The sequence below is a fragment of the Dolichospermum flos-aquae CCAP 1403/13F genome (genome assembly GCF_012516395.1).
GTDB lineage: Bacteria > Cyanobacteriota > Cyanobacteriia > Cyanobacteriales > Nostocaceae > Dolichospermum > Dolichospermum lemmermannii.
The window spans coordinates 3,975,819-3,992,438 of record NZ_CP051206.1 but is presented as its reverse complement, the minus strand read 5'-3'; the positions used below and the strand labels follow the sequence as shown (position 1 = coordinate 3,992,438).

At 39.5% G+C, this 16,620-nt stretch carries 10 protein-coding genes and 1 pseudogene; 2 read left to right on the top strand and 9 right to left on the bottom strand.

From position 1 onward, the window contains the following. Nucleotides 1–79 precede the first annotated feature (79 nt). From HGD76_RS19210 to HGD76_RS19180, 7 genes and pseudogenes are all read right to left on the bottom strand, one after another. Nucleotides 80–4,180: a beta strand repeat-containing protein gene (locus HGD76_RS19210; protein WP_168696716.1), complete on the bottom strand. Its 4,101-nt coding sequence runs from the start codon at nucleotides 4,178–4,180 to the stop codon at nucleotides 80–82. Nucleotides 4,181–4,758: 578 nt separating this feature from the next. After that, nucleotides 4,759–6,819, bottom strand: a complete 2,061-nt coding sequence (locus HGD76_RS19205) for a glycosyltransferase (protein WP_168696715.1) — start codon at nucleotides 6,817–6,819, stop codon at nucleotides 4,759–4,761. Nucleotides 6,820–6,830: 11 nt separating this feature from the next. Beyond that, nucleotides 6,831–7,856: a glycosyltransferase family 4 protein gene (locus HGD76_RS19200; RefSeq protein ID WP_168696714.1), complete on the bottom strand. Its 1,026-nt coding sequence runs from the start codon at nucleotides 7,854–7,856 to the stop codon at nucleotides 6,831–6,833. Continuing rightward, nucleotides 7,849–9,189: a class I SAM-dependent methyltransferase gene (locus tag HGD76_RS19195; protein WP_168696713.1), complete on the bottom strand. Its 1,341-nt coding sequence runs from the start codon at nucleotides 9,187–9,189 to the stop codon at nucleotides 7,849–7,851. Before HGD76_RS19195 ends, HGD76_RS19200 begins: the two co-directional genes overlap by 8 nt. Before the next feature lie 26 nt (nucleotides 9,190–9,215). Then, on the bottom strand, nucleotides 9,216–9,947 hold the full coding sequence (locus tag HGD76_RS19190) for an ABC transporter ATP-binding protein (protein WP_168696712.1): 732 nt from the start codon (nucleotides 9,945–9,947) through the stop codon (nucleotides 9,216–9,218). Nucleotides 9,948–10,038: 91 nt separating this feature from the next. Continuing rightward, nucleotides 10,039–10,764: pseudogene (locus HGD76_RS19185) on the bottom strand (Uma2 family endonuclease). Between the two features lie 84 nt (nucleotides 10,765–10,848). Then, complete coding sequence (locus HGD76_RS19180; RefSeq protein ID WP_168696711.1) at nucleotides 10,849–11,655, bottom strand: ABC transporter permease; 807 nt, start codon at nucleotides 11,653–11,655, stop codon at nucleotides 10,849–10,851. A 319-nt stretch (nucleotides 11,656–11,974) separates the two neighbouring features. On the opposite strand from HGD76_RS19180, the gene thiL reads away from it, so the two are divergent. Beyond that, nucleotides 11,975–13,018 carry a thiamine-phosphate kinase gene (gene thiL / locus HGD76_RS19175; RefSeq protein ID WP_168696710.1) on the top strand — a complete coding sequence of 348 codons (1,044 nt, stop codon included), beginning with the start codon at nucleotides 11,975–11,977 and terminating at the stop codon, nucleotides 13,016–13,018. A 312-nt stretch (nucleotides 13,019–13,330) separates the two neighbouring features. Here the strand turns inward: thiL and HGD76_RS19165 are convergent, their stop codons facing one another. Further along, nucleotides 13,331–14,344 carry a type I glyceraldehyde-3-phosphate dehydrogenase gene (locus HGD76_RS19165; RefSeq protein WP_148765731.1) on the bottom strand — a complete coding sequence of 338 codons (1,014 nt, stop codon included), beginning with the start codon at nucleotides 14,342–14,344 and terminating at the stop codon, nucleotides 13,331–13,333. Nucleotides 14,345–14,524: 180 nt separating this feature from the next. After that, on the bottom strand, nucleotides 14,525–14,692 hold the full coding sequence (locus HGD76_RS19160) for a hypothetical protein (RefSeq protein WP_168694553.1): 168 nt from the start codon (nucleotides 14,690–14,692) through the stop codon (nucleotides 14,525–14,527). 389 nt (nucleotides 14,693–15,081) lie between these two features. Here HGD76_RS19160 and murC point away from each other — a divergent pair, with 389 nt between their 5' ends. Next, nucleotides 15,082–16,542, top strand: coding sequence for a UDP-N-acetylmuramate--L-alanine ligase (murC, locus tag HGD76_RS19155; protein ID WP_168696709.1), 1,461 nt, complete (start codon nucleotides 15,082–15,084; stop codon nucleotides 16,540–16,542). The last annotated feature ends 78 nt before the right edge of the window (nucleotides 16,543–16,620 follow it).

Genomic DNA, 16,620 nt, shown 5'->3' with positions numbered 1-16,620 from the left:
CCTACAGAAAACTATGGAAAAGATATCCTTTGCATGATGGTGGTGATTGTATTCAATTCAACCACTCCATAGCCTGCAATTAGGCATATATGAAGTCTGTAGTAGCCAGAATTGAGGTACCACTGAAATCACCAGTAAGTTTAACCAGTAGGTCATTTCCAGTAATTGCAGCAGCAGCGTCATTACCAAGGATATATGTGCTACCTCCTAAAACAAAAGTACCTAATTTACTCACACCAATTGCACCAGCAGCAGCGGTTAAAACCGCAGCGTTAATTTCTGTTGCATTTGTTGCGTTAACTGCTACTTGTGCATCAACTAAAGCAGTAGCAGCATTAAATCCTAGTCCAACAACGCTGATTTTATCCTGTCCTTTGTTGAAGTCAGTGATAGTATCAAAGGTTATTGCACCTGTCAAAGTACCTGCATTAGAATCGGTCAATGCGGCATAGCGGAAGATGTCATCACCAGCACCACCTGTTAAAGTGTCACTATCAGCACTACCTGTTAAGCTGTCATTACCAGCACCACCTGTTAAGCTGTCATTACCAATACCACCTGTTAAGCTGTCATTACCAGCACCACCTGTTAAGCTGTCATTAACAGTACCACCTATTAAGATGTCATTACCAGCGCCGCCAGTAGCAGTTAACTTGGCAGTAAAGGCAGTTGCATTAAGATTAAAGACTGAACCTTCCGTGATGGTCGGGGCAGCCAGTACGAGATCTCTATCTAGGTTATTACCGGCAGTCTGAATTGTTAAATTCAGGTTACCATCCGCTTTTAGTTGAGTTACTGTATTAAATGGAACAGGATCAGTATTTCCTTTGCTGGATTGTAAAGTTAGGTTTGTAACTGCTGCACCCTTTAATGTCAAATCAACTTTCTGTGCTACCCCGCTAAGATTCAGAGTACTACCGGTGGTCAATACAGTGAACTTATTACTTTCCGTTGCACCGATAACAGTGACGTTAGCAGCAGCACCACGACCAATTTCATACTCTTTAGCAGCAGTAATACTCGCAACATCTACTGTACCAGTATTCAAACTTAACACTTCAATAAGTTTGGCGGCATCGTTGATAATTTTAGCTTGAGCAGTTGTAGTTACGGTTACAGCACCAGTGAACTGCAATGTATCTATGCCATCACCGCCATCAACCTTATCATCAGCGTCAAAATTGGCAAAGGCAAAGATAAAGGTGTCCTTATCCTTACCACCTGTAAAGTTATTCTTGCCGGCACCAGCATTGAAGGTGTTATTACCACTACGTCCATTAAAGATGTTATCAACAGTACCACCTGTGAAGGTGTCATCCAGATCAGTACCAGTAGCCTCTAGTTTTGCCGCAAATGCGTTTGCATTAATAGTAACACCTTGGACTGCGTTGCTTGGGAGGATGGGGGAGGCGATTTTCAGTTCTTTGTCACCTGTGACATTAACTGTTAATGCAGCAACATTAGGAAGACCATTAGGAAGACCGGCCAATCCAGCAAAATCTGTGGTCAGGTTGGTGATCTCATTTTTCTCAGTCCCAGTGTCAGTACCCTTGTTAGAGCTTAGAATCAGGGTTTGAACACTTCCTTGAACATTTCCTTTCAATGTTAAATCGGCACTTTGACCCTTTCCTGTCAAGTTTAAATTAACATCGTTATCTGCGGTCTTATTCAAGGTGAATTTGTTACCTGTAGCTGCACCACTGAGATTGACAGTATCGGCTACGAAATCATACTCTTTAACAGCAGTAATCTTAGTTGCATCGACTGTGACTGTGGTGACTGTGGGAGTTCCAAAGCCTAAGACATCAACACCTTTAAAAGCATTGATAGCAGCAACTGCGGCGGCTGCACTAATGTCAATGTTAGCACCAGTAAATCTTACCGTATCTATGCCGTCACCGCCATCAACTTTATCATCAGCGTTAAAATCGGCAAAGGTAAAGTTAAAGGTGTCTTTATCCTTACCACCTGTAAAGTTATTCTTGCCGGGACCAGCATTGAAGGTGTTAGTACCACTACGTCCATTAAAGATGTTATCAACAGTACCACCTATGAAGGTGTCGTCTTGATCAGTACCAGTAGCCTCTAGTTTTGCAGTAAATGCGCCTGCACTAATAGTAACGCCTTGGACTGCGTTGCTTGGGAGGACGGGGGAGGCGATTTTCAGTTCTTTGTTACCTGTGACATTAACTGTTAATGCGGGAATCGCAGGGGGACCAGCTAACCCAGCAAAATCTGTGGTCAGGTTGGTGATCTCATTTTTCTCAGTCCCAGTGTCAGTACCCGCGTTAGAGTTTAGATTCAGGGTTTGAACTTTTCCTTTCAATGTTAAATCGGCACTTTGACCCTTTCCTATCAAGTTTAAAGTAACAGCGTTAGCGTTAAATCTATTATTCAAGGTGAATTTGTTACCTGTAGTACCTGTAGCTGCACCGCTGAGATTGACAGTATTGGCTACGAAATCATACTCCTTAACAGCAGTAATCTTAGTTGCATCCACTGTGACTGTGGGAGTTTCAAAGCCTAAGACCTCAACGTTTTTAACACCGTTGATAGCAGTAACTGCGACGGCGGTAGTAGCATCAATGTTAGCACCAGTAAATCTCACCGTATCCTTGCCGTCACCACCGTCAACTATACTTTTATCGTCAAATTGGGCGAATGCAAACCCAACACTATCATTACCCTTACCGCCTGTGAAATTAACCTTACCTTGATCCGTAAAGAACAATTTCACACCACCAATGTTTGATTTCGCATTTACAGTTGTTACTGCATCAGGATTTGAAGTATTTAAGTTTAAAGCTACCGTTGTAGAACTGTTGGGATTATTAATGTCTGTGCCAGCTAGTCCAGCATCTCCAGTAATATTCAGTGTTCTTCCGGTAGCAGTAGAAGATAGAGTTGGAATATTTAGGGTCGCAATCCTATTAACCCCATCTGTAAACTCACTTCCCAGATCAAGGTCAATCGTAGCGACTTTATCACCTTGAATGGTGAGTGTATCCAGTGTAGAATCTGTCAGGGAAACACTTGCAGTTGTTCCATTACCAAAATTACCAGTGATACTGTTGTCGTTAGTAACGTTGTCAATACCGAGCTTAATATCTCGTAGTCCAGTGACGGTGCGACCAAATAATGGGTCAAATTTGAGGGTGACTTCCTCCAGACCCGAACCAGCAGCGGGGCTGAAGTCAATTACTGGACTCAGTAAATTAATCAACTCTACCTTTTCAACATTAAGGAGAGTAGGCAATATTCCCTTGCTGTAGGAGTATTTTAAGGTATCAATACCAGCACCCCCGTCAATTCTATCCCCAGGTTGGACAGTGGCAAAGAAGTCGTTACCATTGTCGCCTGTGAACAAATCCTTGCCATTTGTACCTGTAAGGTTGTCAGTTTCCTTGGTTAAAGCAAACTGTGTTTGGAAATTGTCAGTAATTCCCTGAGCAACATCCACCTTATTGTTCAAAGTTTTTCTATCTGCATCACTAGCAGCACTCAGTATCTCCAGTGCCACTGCTGCTCTTGTTGAACTATTTAGTTTCCCAACCCAGTAATCTAAACCTTCTTTGTCTGTTGACCGACCGAAGGCATTACTATAAACTAGCTCAATAAATTGACTGTTTACTAAACCGGTATATTTATCCTGCGCCTCTTTTGAAGCGATAATATCTTTGGTGACATCGGCGATGGATGCACCATTATTCAAACGTCCTACCCAATAGTCCCGACCACTTGTTTCTGCCGCCCGCCCCAAAAATGTAATATAAAGCTCTTGGACGGACAACTGATGAGTGGTGTTTTTAGCGGTATCAACCCTGCTGTTGAAAACCTGTTTATCAGCAGAATCAGCAGAGTTAATAATATCAGCAACCACTGAAGCTTTTTTTGCTGAGTCTGGTGTTGTTCCTAACTTTCCAGTCCAGTAGGTCTTACCAGCACTGTCAGGAACTCGACCGAAAGCATTACTGTAAATGTAGTCTATCAAATCAGCATTACTTAATGTGCCAAATAGTTGTTTCCCTGCTGCTGAATCAATTAGGTCTGTGGCAATTTTGGTGATAGCGACACCTTTGTTCAGTTGGGAAGTCAAATCAGCCAAATTTTTGGTATCTGCTGGACTTTTCAGGAGGGTAATAAAAAGACCCTGAACTGAATTGATGCTTGCTACTGTCATAATTTCACGTTCACTCCCGGTAGATTTCAACTAATTTAACTGAATAGCACAATTTTGTCAAATATAACACCATATTTTAATTATAAATATTTTATAGGGTTTACGCATTGACAGGATCAACCAAATATGATATATGGGTATTGTCTTTCGATTTTTGATATTCATCCAGATGCGATCGCATTAACACGCTATAAGCAACCTTTTACTAAGTAGTTTAGCATTGAAAATCGTCCTTATGGCAAGGCAAGAGGCAAGAGTGAAGAGGGTTTGGGCGATTTTACTTTTCGTTACATATTACTCTTCGAGAAGCCGCTTCGCGTCTACGGTTTTTTTCCGTTCACCTACTTAGAGGATGTTTGAAAAGTATCAGAATTAATCGAGATCCCCCCCAACCCCCCTTACAAAGGGGGGCTAAATTCCTCAAAGTCCCTCTTTTCAAGGGGGATTTAGGGGGATTTAGGGGGATCAGATCCCACACGAAAAAGTTTTCAAACAACCTCTTATACGAGATTTATATAACTTGAAAAGTTTAACAGCGAGTACCCAACACGATCAACCATCTATAACTCAATATTGGTTCATGGCTTTTCTGAGCCTAAACAATCCAAGTAAAAACTATCAACTTCTACATTATACTTCCTGACTCCTCTGAGAAAGTTTTCCCGAAATCCCGGAGTATTTTTGTAGTGAGACTCCATAAAAAATAGTTCTCGGTAACGTTCTGGATGTTTTTGCATCAACAAAACATCTTTTTCAAAAAACTGGTTTCTTTCTGCCGAACTTTCACCTTTATCAGTGCGAAGATGAGGAGGGTGAAAAACACAAACATCTTCAGCAAAAGGGACTTGTCCATACTGGCAAATTCTCCACCCTAAATCAGTATCTTCACGAAAATGTGGATTGTCAAAAGATTCATCAAATCCATCAACAGCCATAAAGACTTCTCGTCTAACCAGCAAATTCGCTGTCATAAAACCGATTCCTTCAAACCCTAAGTTGGTTACAGAACGGTAATTATCATCTTTTAGGTGATCGGAAATAATCAGTCCTTCTACGCCAACTATATCGTTATCTTCAAAGTATTGTTTGCCATTATTTAACCAATCAGGCTTTGGTTGACAATCATCATCTGTAAAGGCTAAAACTTTTCCCCTAGCGTAATAAGATGCTGTATTTCTAGCTATTACTGCTCCTTTAATATCACTATGAATATAGATAATATCTAAATCAGAATACTTTTCTCTTTGTTTCCATAATGTTTTACTTTGATCAACTATAATAATTTCAAAGTCTTGGGAAATTTGATTTTGTAAACAATCCAGCAATGTTTCTAATTTGTCATGTCTTTCATAGGTAGGAATAATCACACTAAAAAATGGAATATTATCCCCTAGCTTGAGTCTATTTCTATGCAGCAAAAGCCCTAAATTGCTGGATATTTTTTGCCAAGCATACTTTCTTTCTACTAAACTTCTAGCTGATTCACCAAGAACCTGGCTATAGTCTTGATCATTAATAACTCGTTGGATACTACTGGTAAACTCTTCTGCTGTGCAGATATGGATGGCTGTTTCCGATCCTTGAAAGATACCTCTAGCTCCAATTGGTGTTGATATTACTGGTAAGCCAGCAGCCATAAAATCAAACATCTTGATATTTGTACCTGACCCTGAAAACATTGGGTTGATAGCTAGATCAGATGCAGCTAAATAGTTAAGTTTTTCACTTTCTTTTAAAAAACCCGTTAAAATAACATTATCAATATTTTTTTCACTCAGTTCATCTTGACTAAATTTATCGCCTACACCACCACAAATTGCAAACTTAACATCAGGCATTTCCCGCGCTAATTTATCAATAATAAATCTTGCTGCTTCAGTGTTGGGTACATAAGAACTACCCATGAAAATCACAAGTGGACTATTCCCTATATTTATATTTAATTTTTTTCTGGCTATTCTCCGCTTGCTGTCACTTGAATTTTGAATTTTATCGGTAAATACACCATTGGGAACAATGGATATTTTCCTGAAAGGAATATTATATAGTTTATGAAATAGTTCTCTATCTTCATGGGAACAAGCAAGAATTAAATCACAATTGTGGCAAAGTTCGTATTCTATACTCACTACGTTTTTAGCAATTTCCGTGCCAAAATCACCATCATCTAATAAACTAGTTCTTAATAAACCTTCGACGTTCTGAGAATCATAAACAACAAGTTGGGGACGAGAACGCAGTAGATCTTTGACTAGTGGGTATACCCAAGGATGAGAAAAAATGATAATATCTGATAAAGCTATTTGTTTTCTAGCTGTCTCCAAAAATTTACTTGAATGATGCCCTAGCAAATTAAAGCAAGAATCTATAATAGTTTTACCACCTACCTGTGACTGCCATTCAGCACACTCAGAAAAGTGTTTCTCACTCAGCGGAATATCAATTTCTTCTAAAGTTTTACTCAATCGATGATGCCGATAATTTTCTCCCGGCCAATCATATGATCCTATATATGTAGTGGGAAGATACTCACCCATCCCATGATATAAGCCTAGCAACCGCAGTCTCCCTCCGCCAATAGGTGGATCAATAGGCTGCATATCTAAGACAGTAACTTGAAAGATTTGTTTTTCAGTCATATTTATTAACTTCACTCTCGCAGAACATCCAATAATCTCTGAGAGATATTTGACCAATTAATGTGGCTTATGTCAAGCTTTCCCCTTTTCCCCATGACTTTTGCTTGTTCGGGGTCATTGATAAAATATTCTATGGCTTTGGCAATTTCCTTTGCTTGAGGAGCAACCACAAAACCATTAATACCATTTTTAACGAACTGTAAGCATTCTCCAGAATCTTGACAACTAATTACTGGTTTTGTATGAGCAAAAGCCTCTAAGGTAACGTAGCCATAATCTTCTCGTATCGGTACAAATGGTATGACTAAAGCATTTGCATATAAATCCAAAAGTTCCTCATCTGAAACTCTGCCTAAAAATTGTATCCGCTCATCTGTACCACTAAGTTCGCGTAATTCCTGCTCCTGTTCACCTGTACCGACAATTTTCAGACGAATAGGATGCTGAAGATGACGCATTGCTTTAATTACTAAATCTACGCGCTTCCAACGATGTAATCTCCCCGGCATAAATATATATTCATAGTTGCCTTGATGAAAATTATCCAATACTAGTGCTGGATGCAAAACCTCGCTTTTAATACCATTCCATTTAAGTAGTCTTTGACTTACTTCGTTGCCAATTGTAAAAACTTTCTTAGTTCTTGGTGAACTTAATGCTCCTGTATCTAGTTTTTGAATAGTATCCCTTTGAGTTCTTATAATTTGATTACCATGACCGAACTCCTGTTCAAACATATCATAAAACACTCGAATAGTATGAACGAGGTAGCATATATGATTAGGATGACGCACCAAAAAAGTAGGAGCTTTCGTAGAAATTACTGCATCGTAATCAGAAACATCTAAATCGTAGCAACGTAAATATGATTCTTGTATTGTCTCAAAACTCGATTCATCAACCAAAACTTGAACAAGATTCGCAGATGTAGTTGGAGTATTCAAAGAATTTATCAGACCTGTAAAAAACCTTTCTGCTCCTCCAATCTCCCCGGTGATCATGCGTGGTACTACCACTGCAATCTTATATTTACTCATGTTTATACCCTACCACAGCATAATCTTGTGGTCCATAGAAATGATCATTAAAGCGTTCAGCTACACTTTGACCATCAACTTTGGCATTTTCAGGATAGGGATGTAGTGTGATGATTTGAGTATTGTATAAACCAAACATTTCAGCCATAAACTTGATTGTGGGGCTAGGTAATGGATTAATATGAGTTGGATCTAAATAAAAGGTATTACTTCCCACTAACACATTATCTGGATTTGGAGTTTCAAAAATAACTAATCCCTGGGGTTTGAGTACCCTGACTGTTTCAGAAAATAACCTCATTAATGTTTTAAATGGCAGATGCTCAATAATATGAAATCCGGTTATAGCGCCCAAACTATTTTCTGGTAAAGATTGCAAATAGTTAATGACATCTGCTTCTATTGTCTCCAAACCTCTAGCCTGGCATTGCTCTACCATAACTCTGTTGATGTCTAAACCCCTAGAGATATATCCAGATTCCTTTAGCAATTCTAACCACTCACCCCGTCCACAGCCTACATCTAAAATAGGCGTGTCTGGTGTACCAACATTTGCTTTTTCAATCAAGGGCAAATATACTTTTAATCTATATGAAATGTCCTCACGAGTACCTCGGAAATGATCTTCAAAAGCAACGTAGAATGAATCTAGTAAATGTTCGTCTTCACTAACAAAGGTTTGCAGTTGTTCTTGATTAAAAGGTTCTGGTAATCGCTGCCGCGCTTCTTCTAAAAATAAGGATATCAATCGCTTCTGCTGCATTAAATCATTTTTGAGGTAACTGTCATTTCTAAAATGACGCTCATTCATCCCTTGAAATTGAGTATCTACAGCAACTATTTGCTTATCAAGTTCTTGAATGCTATTATCTACAATATTCAAATGCTCATTTGCTGCTTGAAAGCGAGCATCCACAGTAATTAAGCAATCATCTATTTGTGTCTTTAGAGTTTTGATTTCTGCTATCAGTTGGTGATTAATCGTTAGGGATTCTTTTAAAGAAAGAATTAAATTAAAATTAACTTCTCGTTGGTCTTTAAACAGAAAGTTGATGGCTTTGAGGATAAATTTTTGTAATTTTGATATTAAATTAAACGGAAAACGATTAAGTTTGTCAGGCCATTTCGTCCGAATATAAGCTCTAGACTCCGCATTTTTCAGTAAAGATTCAATATAGCCCATGCTTAAGCTAATATTCGACATGAAATTTGCTGTATCTGCATTATTTTTTGTTTCCATAGACCGAGAGTGACCTTGACGATTAAGTATCTCTTGACGGATCTTCTCCATTAACTCATCGACATTAATTTCAGAATTATTTTTTTCAATCATTGTTTAAAATCACTTAAAATACCTAACTAAATCTGTTTAACATAGTATTTTACAGCTTCATCTGCATCTCCAATAAATATGATTTTACCTTTCTTTAATAATATTCCCCGTTGACAAGACTGCTTCACAAACTCTAAATCATGGGACACAACCAAAACAGTAGAATGATCATCCCAAAACTGATCCATCCTCTGCTTGCACTTATTCTTAAAACCCTCATCTCCCACAGACAACACCTCATCCAAAATTAAAATTTCTGGCTGTACATCTGTAGCAATAGAAAACCCCAAACGAGCCACCATACCTGAAGATAACCCCTTAACTGGAACTAAAGCATAATCCTCCAACTCCGCAAACTCCAAAATAGAACGCGCTCTCGCTTTCATTTCAGACCTAGAAAAACCCAACAATACACCATAGAGAAGTATATTGTCTATCACAGAAATTTCTGCATCAAAGCCTGCTCCTAGTTCGATTAAAGGTGCAACTTGACCCCGAACCCTCACAGTACCAGTTGTTGGCTGAAGAATCCCAGAAATTATCTTTAACAGAGTGGACTTACCAGAACCGTTCGCACCGATTATACCTATTTTTTCGCCTTTTTCAACCACTAAGTCAATATTATCTAAAACTAATTTTTTAGCCGGTTGCCGATATTTACCTTCTACCACAGATAGGAGCGTTTTTTTCAAGTCATAGGAAAATTCCTCTTGAGTTCTTCTCCACAGCGAAACATTATCCAAACGTATTACTTCCATTTACAGCAAATCCATCAATTTATGTCCCCACAGATGAAAAAAGTCCATCCCCAACCTAAAATAATTGTGCCACTCAGTAAAGCACCTCTATTTACAAACTATCAGGCTCAACACCCAGTTCTCTCAATTTTTGAGCTAAAATAGCTGCTTTATTTTCTGCTTCGTCAGCACGCTGACGTTCAGATTCAGCCCTTTGATGTTCGGATTCAGCTTTTCTAATTTATTCTAAATTAGCTTCTTCTGGTGTAGGAACTAATCTTCCTTCAACAGTAAAATATCTTAACTTATCTTCCCAAACCCCTAGATATAAACCTAACTCCTGACTCCAATACCAGTCATTTTCTGATGCTGGAATACTTTTGTATTCACTATCTGTTAATCGCCATCCCACCAATTCTAAGGTATTTGGGGAAAACCAGAAATACTCAGGAGTGCGGAATTGATTTTGATATAACTGTTTTTTCAATCCCTTATCTACTTTCGCTGTCGAATCAGAAAGTAATTCAATGATCACATTGGGATATTTACCATCTTCTTCCCATGTTACCCAAGACAGACGTGGACGTTTTTCCGTATCTTTGACTAGAAAAAAGTCTGGCCCCCTAAAATCTCGATTTTTTAACTGTTGACGACTATAGTAAACACTAAGATTTGCACCAATAAAAAAATCTTCTCTATCACGCCATAACCATTCTAAACAAGTTACTAATATTAATAGTTGTGTATAGTGTAAGGAGCTTTCCATTTCTGGTTCGTCGCTGAGTAGTTCAGTGCAATCTGGCATTAATGCTTCTATTTCTTGTGCGGTTAAAGCCATAGATTTTATGGGGATAAATTACTATCTTTTATTAATTATAAACTATCAGGATTTAGTCCGTACAATTATCAAGTGATAGTCATGTTAGAGCAAATCCATAAATTGATGCCGCCACAGATGAAAACAAGTCCATCCCAAGGTTAAAATAATGATGCCACTCAGTAAAGCCCCCCAAATCAAACCTAAATCTGGTGGAGAACCTGATAAGGTAATCTGACGCAGACTTTCAATAATTGGGGATAAGGGATTTAAACCTAAAAATTGTTTTACCTGCTTGGGAACAATAGCTGCTGGATAAAATATGGGACTACTAATCCAAATTACAAATACTACTAATTCATAAAAGTAAGGTAAATCTCTAAAAAATACGTACAAAGCACTAACTAAAAACCCAACTCCTGTAGAAACTAAAATTAGTGCAAGAAAGGGAAATACTAATGCTAGGACATTGACTAGACTTTGGGAATTAATCAAAGTCATAATCGCTAGTAACGGAAACGCTCCCACTGAAAACTGAAATACATTCGCTGCAATCATTGATACTGGGAAAACACTGACTGGCAAGCGAATTTTATTTAATAATGCACCATTTCCGACCACGCTGGATAAAGCTTGGGATGTGCAAGCCGAGAAAAAATTGATGACCAACAGCCCCGTCAGTGCTGCCAGCATATAGTTAATAATGGAGTTACCATAATAAGATGCAAAGGTAGCACCAAAAATGGCAGTATACAGCCCTGTCATGATTAAAGGGTTTAATAGTGACCAATAAACCCCCAGAAAAGAACCCCGGTAGCGAACTTTCAGAGTCCTTCCTACTAAGACGTGCAGGAGTTCAGAATAACGTTGCACTTGTAACCAATTTAAATTATCTTTCAGGGAAAGTGTCATTTTTATAGCACCATTACACACCAGAAAAAACTCATTTGGGTATTCTATACTATATAAGTCCGATTGTTTACGATTAATTTTAAGATTAGTAAAATTTCATCTATCTTTAGGTATTACTTACAAACTATCAATACCTTCGCCATTTTTTGCTTTGTTGGGTTAAGCGACAGCGCGACTCAACAAATACGTTGGGTTTCATGCTATTGCTTGCCAACGCTAACGTTCCACAACCCAACCTCCAAATCAAGGCTTTTTTCAATTTGGCGAAGGTATTGAACTATCAGGATCTATTGCCATAAAGTAATGAGTACATTTAATTATGAATAGTGATTTATCTGGCTTACGAGTTCGAGATATTGGCGAACAAGGTCTTTTAGAAAGATTACAACGCTTTTGTCCACCCGATATAATTGGTGATGATGCCGCAGTTTTAGGAACCTTACCAAATCAATCTTTGATAGTTACTACAGATATGCTCGTTGACGGTGTGCATTTTAGTGATGTTACCACCTCTCCAGAGGATGCTGGTTGGCGGGCTGCGGCGGCTAACTTATCCGATTTAGCAGCAATGGGAGCGACTCCCGTGGGCATAACTGTGGGATTAGGTTTACCGGGAGATGTAACTGTAAATTGGGTTGAGCGACTATATCAGGGCATGACAGAATGCTTGTCAAAGTATCATGTTCTCATAGTTGGTGGTGATATAGTGCGATCGCCCATTACCACTTTAGCAATTACCGCCTTAGGTCAAGCTAACCCCAATTTCATCATCCGTCGTGCCACCGCTCAAGTAGGAAATGCTATTGTCATCACAGGTATACATGGAGCGTCTCGTGCAGGCTTAGAATTACTTTTACATCCCGAAATAGCTCAAAACCTCAAAACTGAAGCCAAGGCAGCCTTAATCACCGCCCACCAGCGCCCCAAACCCCGTTTAGATGTAATCTCTATCCTCAAAGAAATTCTCATATCCCCCTGTTCCCTGCCCCCTGCTCCCTGCCCCCTGCCTATGTCCGGTATGGATAGCAGCGACGGTTTAGCAGACGCAATATTACAAATTTGCCGAGCCAGTAACGTCGGTGCGGTTATAGAATCTAGTAAAATACCCTTACCATCAGCCTTTGAAGGGTGGCTCAAACCAGAAAAATCATTAAAATATGCCCTCTATGGTGGCGAAGATTTTGAATTAGTCCTGTGTTTACCACCAGAACCTGCATTAGCATTAGTGCAAAAATTAGGCACAGGTGCAGCCATAATTGGCACAATTACCCCAGGCTCAAAAGTGATTTTACACCACGAAAAAGCAGAAATCCCCGACCAAGTTCTCAGCCTCAGCCAGGGATTCCAACATTTTGGTCAGTAGGGGCGAAGCATTTGGAAGATAAATTATCGGTCATTGCCAAAAATAGTTCTCCAAATGCTTCGCCCGTACAGTAGTCAGTGGTCAGTAGGAGCGAAGCATTTGGAAGATAAATTATCGGTCATTGCCAAAAATAGTTCTCCAAATGCTTCGCCCGTACAGTAGTCAGTAGTCAGTAGGGGCGAAGCATTTGGAAGATAAATTATCGGTCATTGCCAAAAATAGTTCTCCAAATGCTTCGCCCGTACAGTGGTCAGTGGTCAGTGGTAAAGAAAAACAAAGGACAAAGGACAACTGACAACTGACAAAGGACAATTAAACCCATTTTTCAGCTACTAATTCCGCCAAATCAAGAACACGTTGGCTATAACCCCATTCATTGTCATACCATGCCATGACTTTCACCATGTCATTGCCCATAACAATAGTCAAGCTGGCATCAACAATAGAAGATTCATCTGTACCTTGATAGTCAGAAGATACAAGTTCCAATTCGCTGTAACCTAAAATGCCTTTCAATGGACCTTCAGCAGCTTCTTTCAGAGCTTGGTTAACCTCTTCGGCAATAGTGCGCTTTTCAGTTTGTACTACAAAATCCACCATGGAAACATTAGGGGTTGGTACACGCAAAGCCACACCATTTAGCTTACCCTTCAACTGAGGAAGTACCAACGCTACTGCTTTTGCTGCACCAGTAGAGGTGGGAACAATGTTAATAGCTGCTGCTCTTGCCCGACGCAAATCACGATGAGAAGCGTCTAGTAAACGCTGATCACCTGTGTAGCTGTGGGTAGTGGTCATTATGCCTTTGATGATCCCAAATTTTTCATCTAATACCTTGGCAATGGGAGCTAAACAGTTAGTTGTACAACTGGCATTACTGATAATGTTATGGATGTTGTGGTCATAATCATGATGATTTACACCAATTACAAAAGTACCATCTTCATTTTTGCCAGGAGCGGTAATCAGAACCTTTTTAGCTCCGGCATTTACGTGCCTCATTGCCCCTTCTTTGCTGGTAAAAACGCCTGTTGATTCGATAATCAGGTCAATTCCCCACTCTTTCCAGGGTAAGTTATCTGGGTTGCGATCAGATACGCACTTAACTGTATTACCATTAAGGGTTATAGAGTTATCATCAGCACTAATATCTACACCTTGCAGCTTGCCTAACATTGAGTCATATCTAAGCAAGTGAGCATTAGTTCTAGGGTCGGATGTGTCATTAATCCCGACCAGTTGAATATTGCTATTTTCTCTACCCACCCAGCAGCGGGCAAAGTTACGTCCAATGCGCCCAAAACCGTTAATTGCAACTCTAATCACAGTATCTTGCCCTCTGTATTTATGCCTATAAGTTGATATCGTTGACCCCAATCATATCGCAAAGGGGGCGGCTATTTATAACGATAAAGTCTTTGATCAACAAAAAAATACAGAATTTATAGTCAGGAGTCAGGGAGCAGGGAAAACTTCTTAACAACTGACAACTGACAACTGTACGGGCTAAGCATTTGGAGAACTATTTTTGGCAATGACCGATAATTTATCTTCCAAATGCTTCGCCCCTACTGACCACTGTACGGGCGAAGCATTTGGAGAACTATTTTTGGCAATGACCGATAATTTATCTTCCAAATGCTTCGCCCCTACTGACCAATGACCAATGACCAATGACCAATGATGATTTCTATTTAAACAATAATTTCACTACCAGTGTACTATTGTAGACAATTCCGACAGAGGCTTTTGGTAAGTGATGCAAATTGCTATATCTAAAGCCATCTTACTTAGTGCTAAAAAAGTCATCACAAAATGTATTTAAATTTACACAATTTTCTTTCCCGATGTAGCAGATATTTTCAGAATAATCTTATGAGCAGATTAGAAATAATTTTCGGGGGGTAATCTGGCTCAGGGGGCAAAACAAAAGTCAAAATTTACTCATTCAGCAGGGATGAATATTTTAGATGGGATAATTAGGATCTGTAAAAATCAAAATCCTGGTATGATACGCGTGTCTTATGTGATTCTGGTGTGGTGTGGTGTAAGAGGTAAATAAAATGAGTAATTCTATAGATTTTAGTGGTAGACCATTTCATTTCATCGGAATTGGTGGGATTGGAATGTCTGCTTTGGCTTATGTTCTAACCAAACGTCAATTACCAGTATCTGGTTCAGACTTGCGTCCTAACCATATTACGCACAAGTTAGAATCTCTAGGCGCTCACATTTTTAGTAAGCAAGAAGCAAACAATCTGGAGTTCTTTGTCCCTGAAGCATCGGCTGATGATTTATTGTTAACTTCACCAGAAAAGTTGTCTGCGGCAAAAACGACCTGGCCTCAAGTGATTTGTTCCACAGCTATTAATGCTAATAATTTGGAATATAAAGCGGCGCTGGCATTGGGTTGCCCAATTTGGCATCGTTCTGATGTTCTTGCGGCTTTGATTGCTGATTATTACAGTATTGCTGTGGCCGGAACCCATGGGAAAACTACTACTAGTAGTCTGATTGGTTATATGCTTTTGCAAGCTGGACTTGATCCGACGATTTTGGTCGGTGGTGAAGTTAAGGCTTGGGAAGGTAATGCCAGAATGGGGTCTAGCCGTTATTTAGTAGCGGAAGCAGATGAGTCTGATGGTTCTTTGGTGAAGCACGCTCCAGAGATTGGTATTATTACTAATATTGAATTAGATCATCCTGACCACTACGAAAGTTTAGAAGAGGTAGTTAATACGTTCCAAACCTTTGCTCAAGGTTGCAAAACTTTGGTAGGTAGTATTGATTGCGAAACAGTGCGCGAGCGCCTGAAACCAAGCATTAGCTATAGTCTTTACCCAGATAAAGGTGCTGACTACACCGTTACTAATATAGATTATCGGGCTGATGGGACAACAGCTTTAGTATGGGAAAAAGGTCAAGCCTTGGGGGTACTAAATTTACAGCTATTAAGTCATCATAACCTCAGCAATTCTTTAGCAGCAGTAGCTGTGGGTAGAGTTTTGGGATTAGAATTTGGAGAAATTGCCAAAGGGATTACTAGCTTTGAAGGTGCAAGACGACGGTTCGAGTTTCGAGGTGAAGCTGCTGGGGTGACTTTTATTGATGACTATGCCCATCATCCTAGTGAAATTCGTGTTACTCTAGCCGCAGCTCGTCTTCAAACTAGACCTGGACAAAGGGTAGTTGCTATCTTTCAACCCCATCGTTATACTCGGACATTAACGTTTTTAAAAGAGTTCGCTGAGTCTTTTACCCATGCTGATTTAGTTGTGCTAACTGATATTTATAGTGCGGGTGAGCCTGATTTAGGACAAGTTAGTGGACAGGATTTAGCCACTGCAATTAGTAAATACAACCCTGAAGTGGTTTATCAGCACACTTTACCTTTAGTTAGTGAATTTTTACTGCAAACCCTCCGTCCGGGAGATTTGGCATTATTTTTAGGTGCGGGTAATTTGAATCAGGCTATTCCTGAACTTATTACCACTATGAGTGAACCGGCAATTGCCACATCTTAGGATCAGAACTGCACTCTGGCAGGGTTTGATTAGTTAACTCCAGTACCGGATTTTTCTGGTAAATAAAGAACATAAGTC

Excerpts from the sequence above, each read along its gene's own strand:
- HGD76_RS19210 (WP_168696716.1), bottom strand. The coding sequence starts at position 4,180 with ATGACAGTAGCAAGCATCAATTCAGTTCAGGGTCTTTTTATTACCCTC.
- HGD76_RS19195 (WP_168696713.1), bottom strand. The coding sequence starts at position 9,189 with ATGATTGAAAAAAATAATTCTGAAATTAATGTCGATGAGTTAATGGAG.
- HGD76_RS19180 (WP_168696711.1), bottom strand. The coding sequence starts at position 11,655 with ATGACACTTTCCCTGAAAGATAATTTAAATTGGTTACAAGTGCAACGT.
- thiL (WP_168696710.1), top strand. The coding sequence starts at position 11,975 with ATGAATAGTGATTTATCTGGCTTACGAGTTCGAGATATTGGCGAACAA.
- HGD76_RS19190 (WP_168696712.1), bottom strand. The coding sequence starts at position 9,947 with ATGGAAGTAATACGTTTGGATAATGTTTCGCTGTGGAGAAGAACTCAA.
- murC (WP_168696709.1), top strand. The coding sequence starts at position 15,082 with ATGAGTAATTCTATAGATTTTAGTGGTAGACCATTTCATTTCATCGGA.
- HGD76_RS19205 (WP_168696715.1), bottom strand. The coding sequence starts at position 6,819 with ATGACTGAAAAACAAATCTTTCAAGTTACTGTCTTAGATATGCAGCCT.
- HGD76_RS19200 (WP_168696714.1), bottom strand. The coding sequence starts at position 7,856 with ATGAGTAAATATAAGATTGCAGTGGTAGTACCACGCATGATCACCGGG.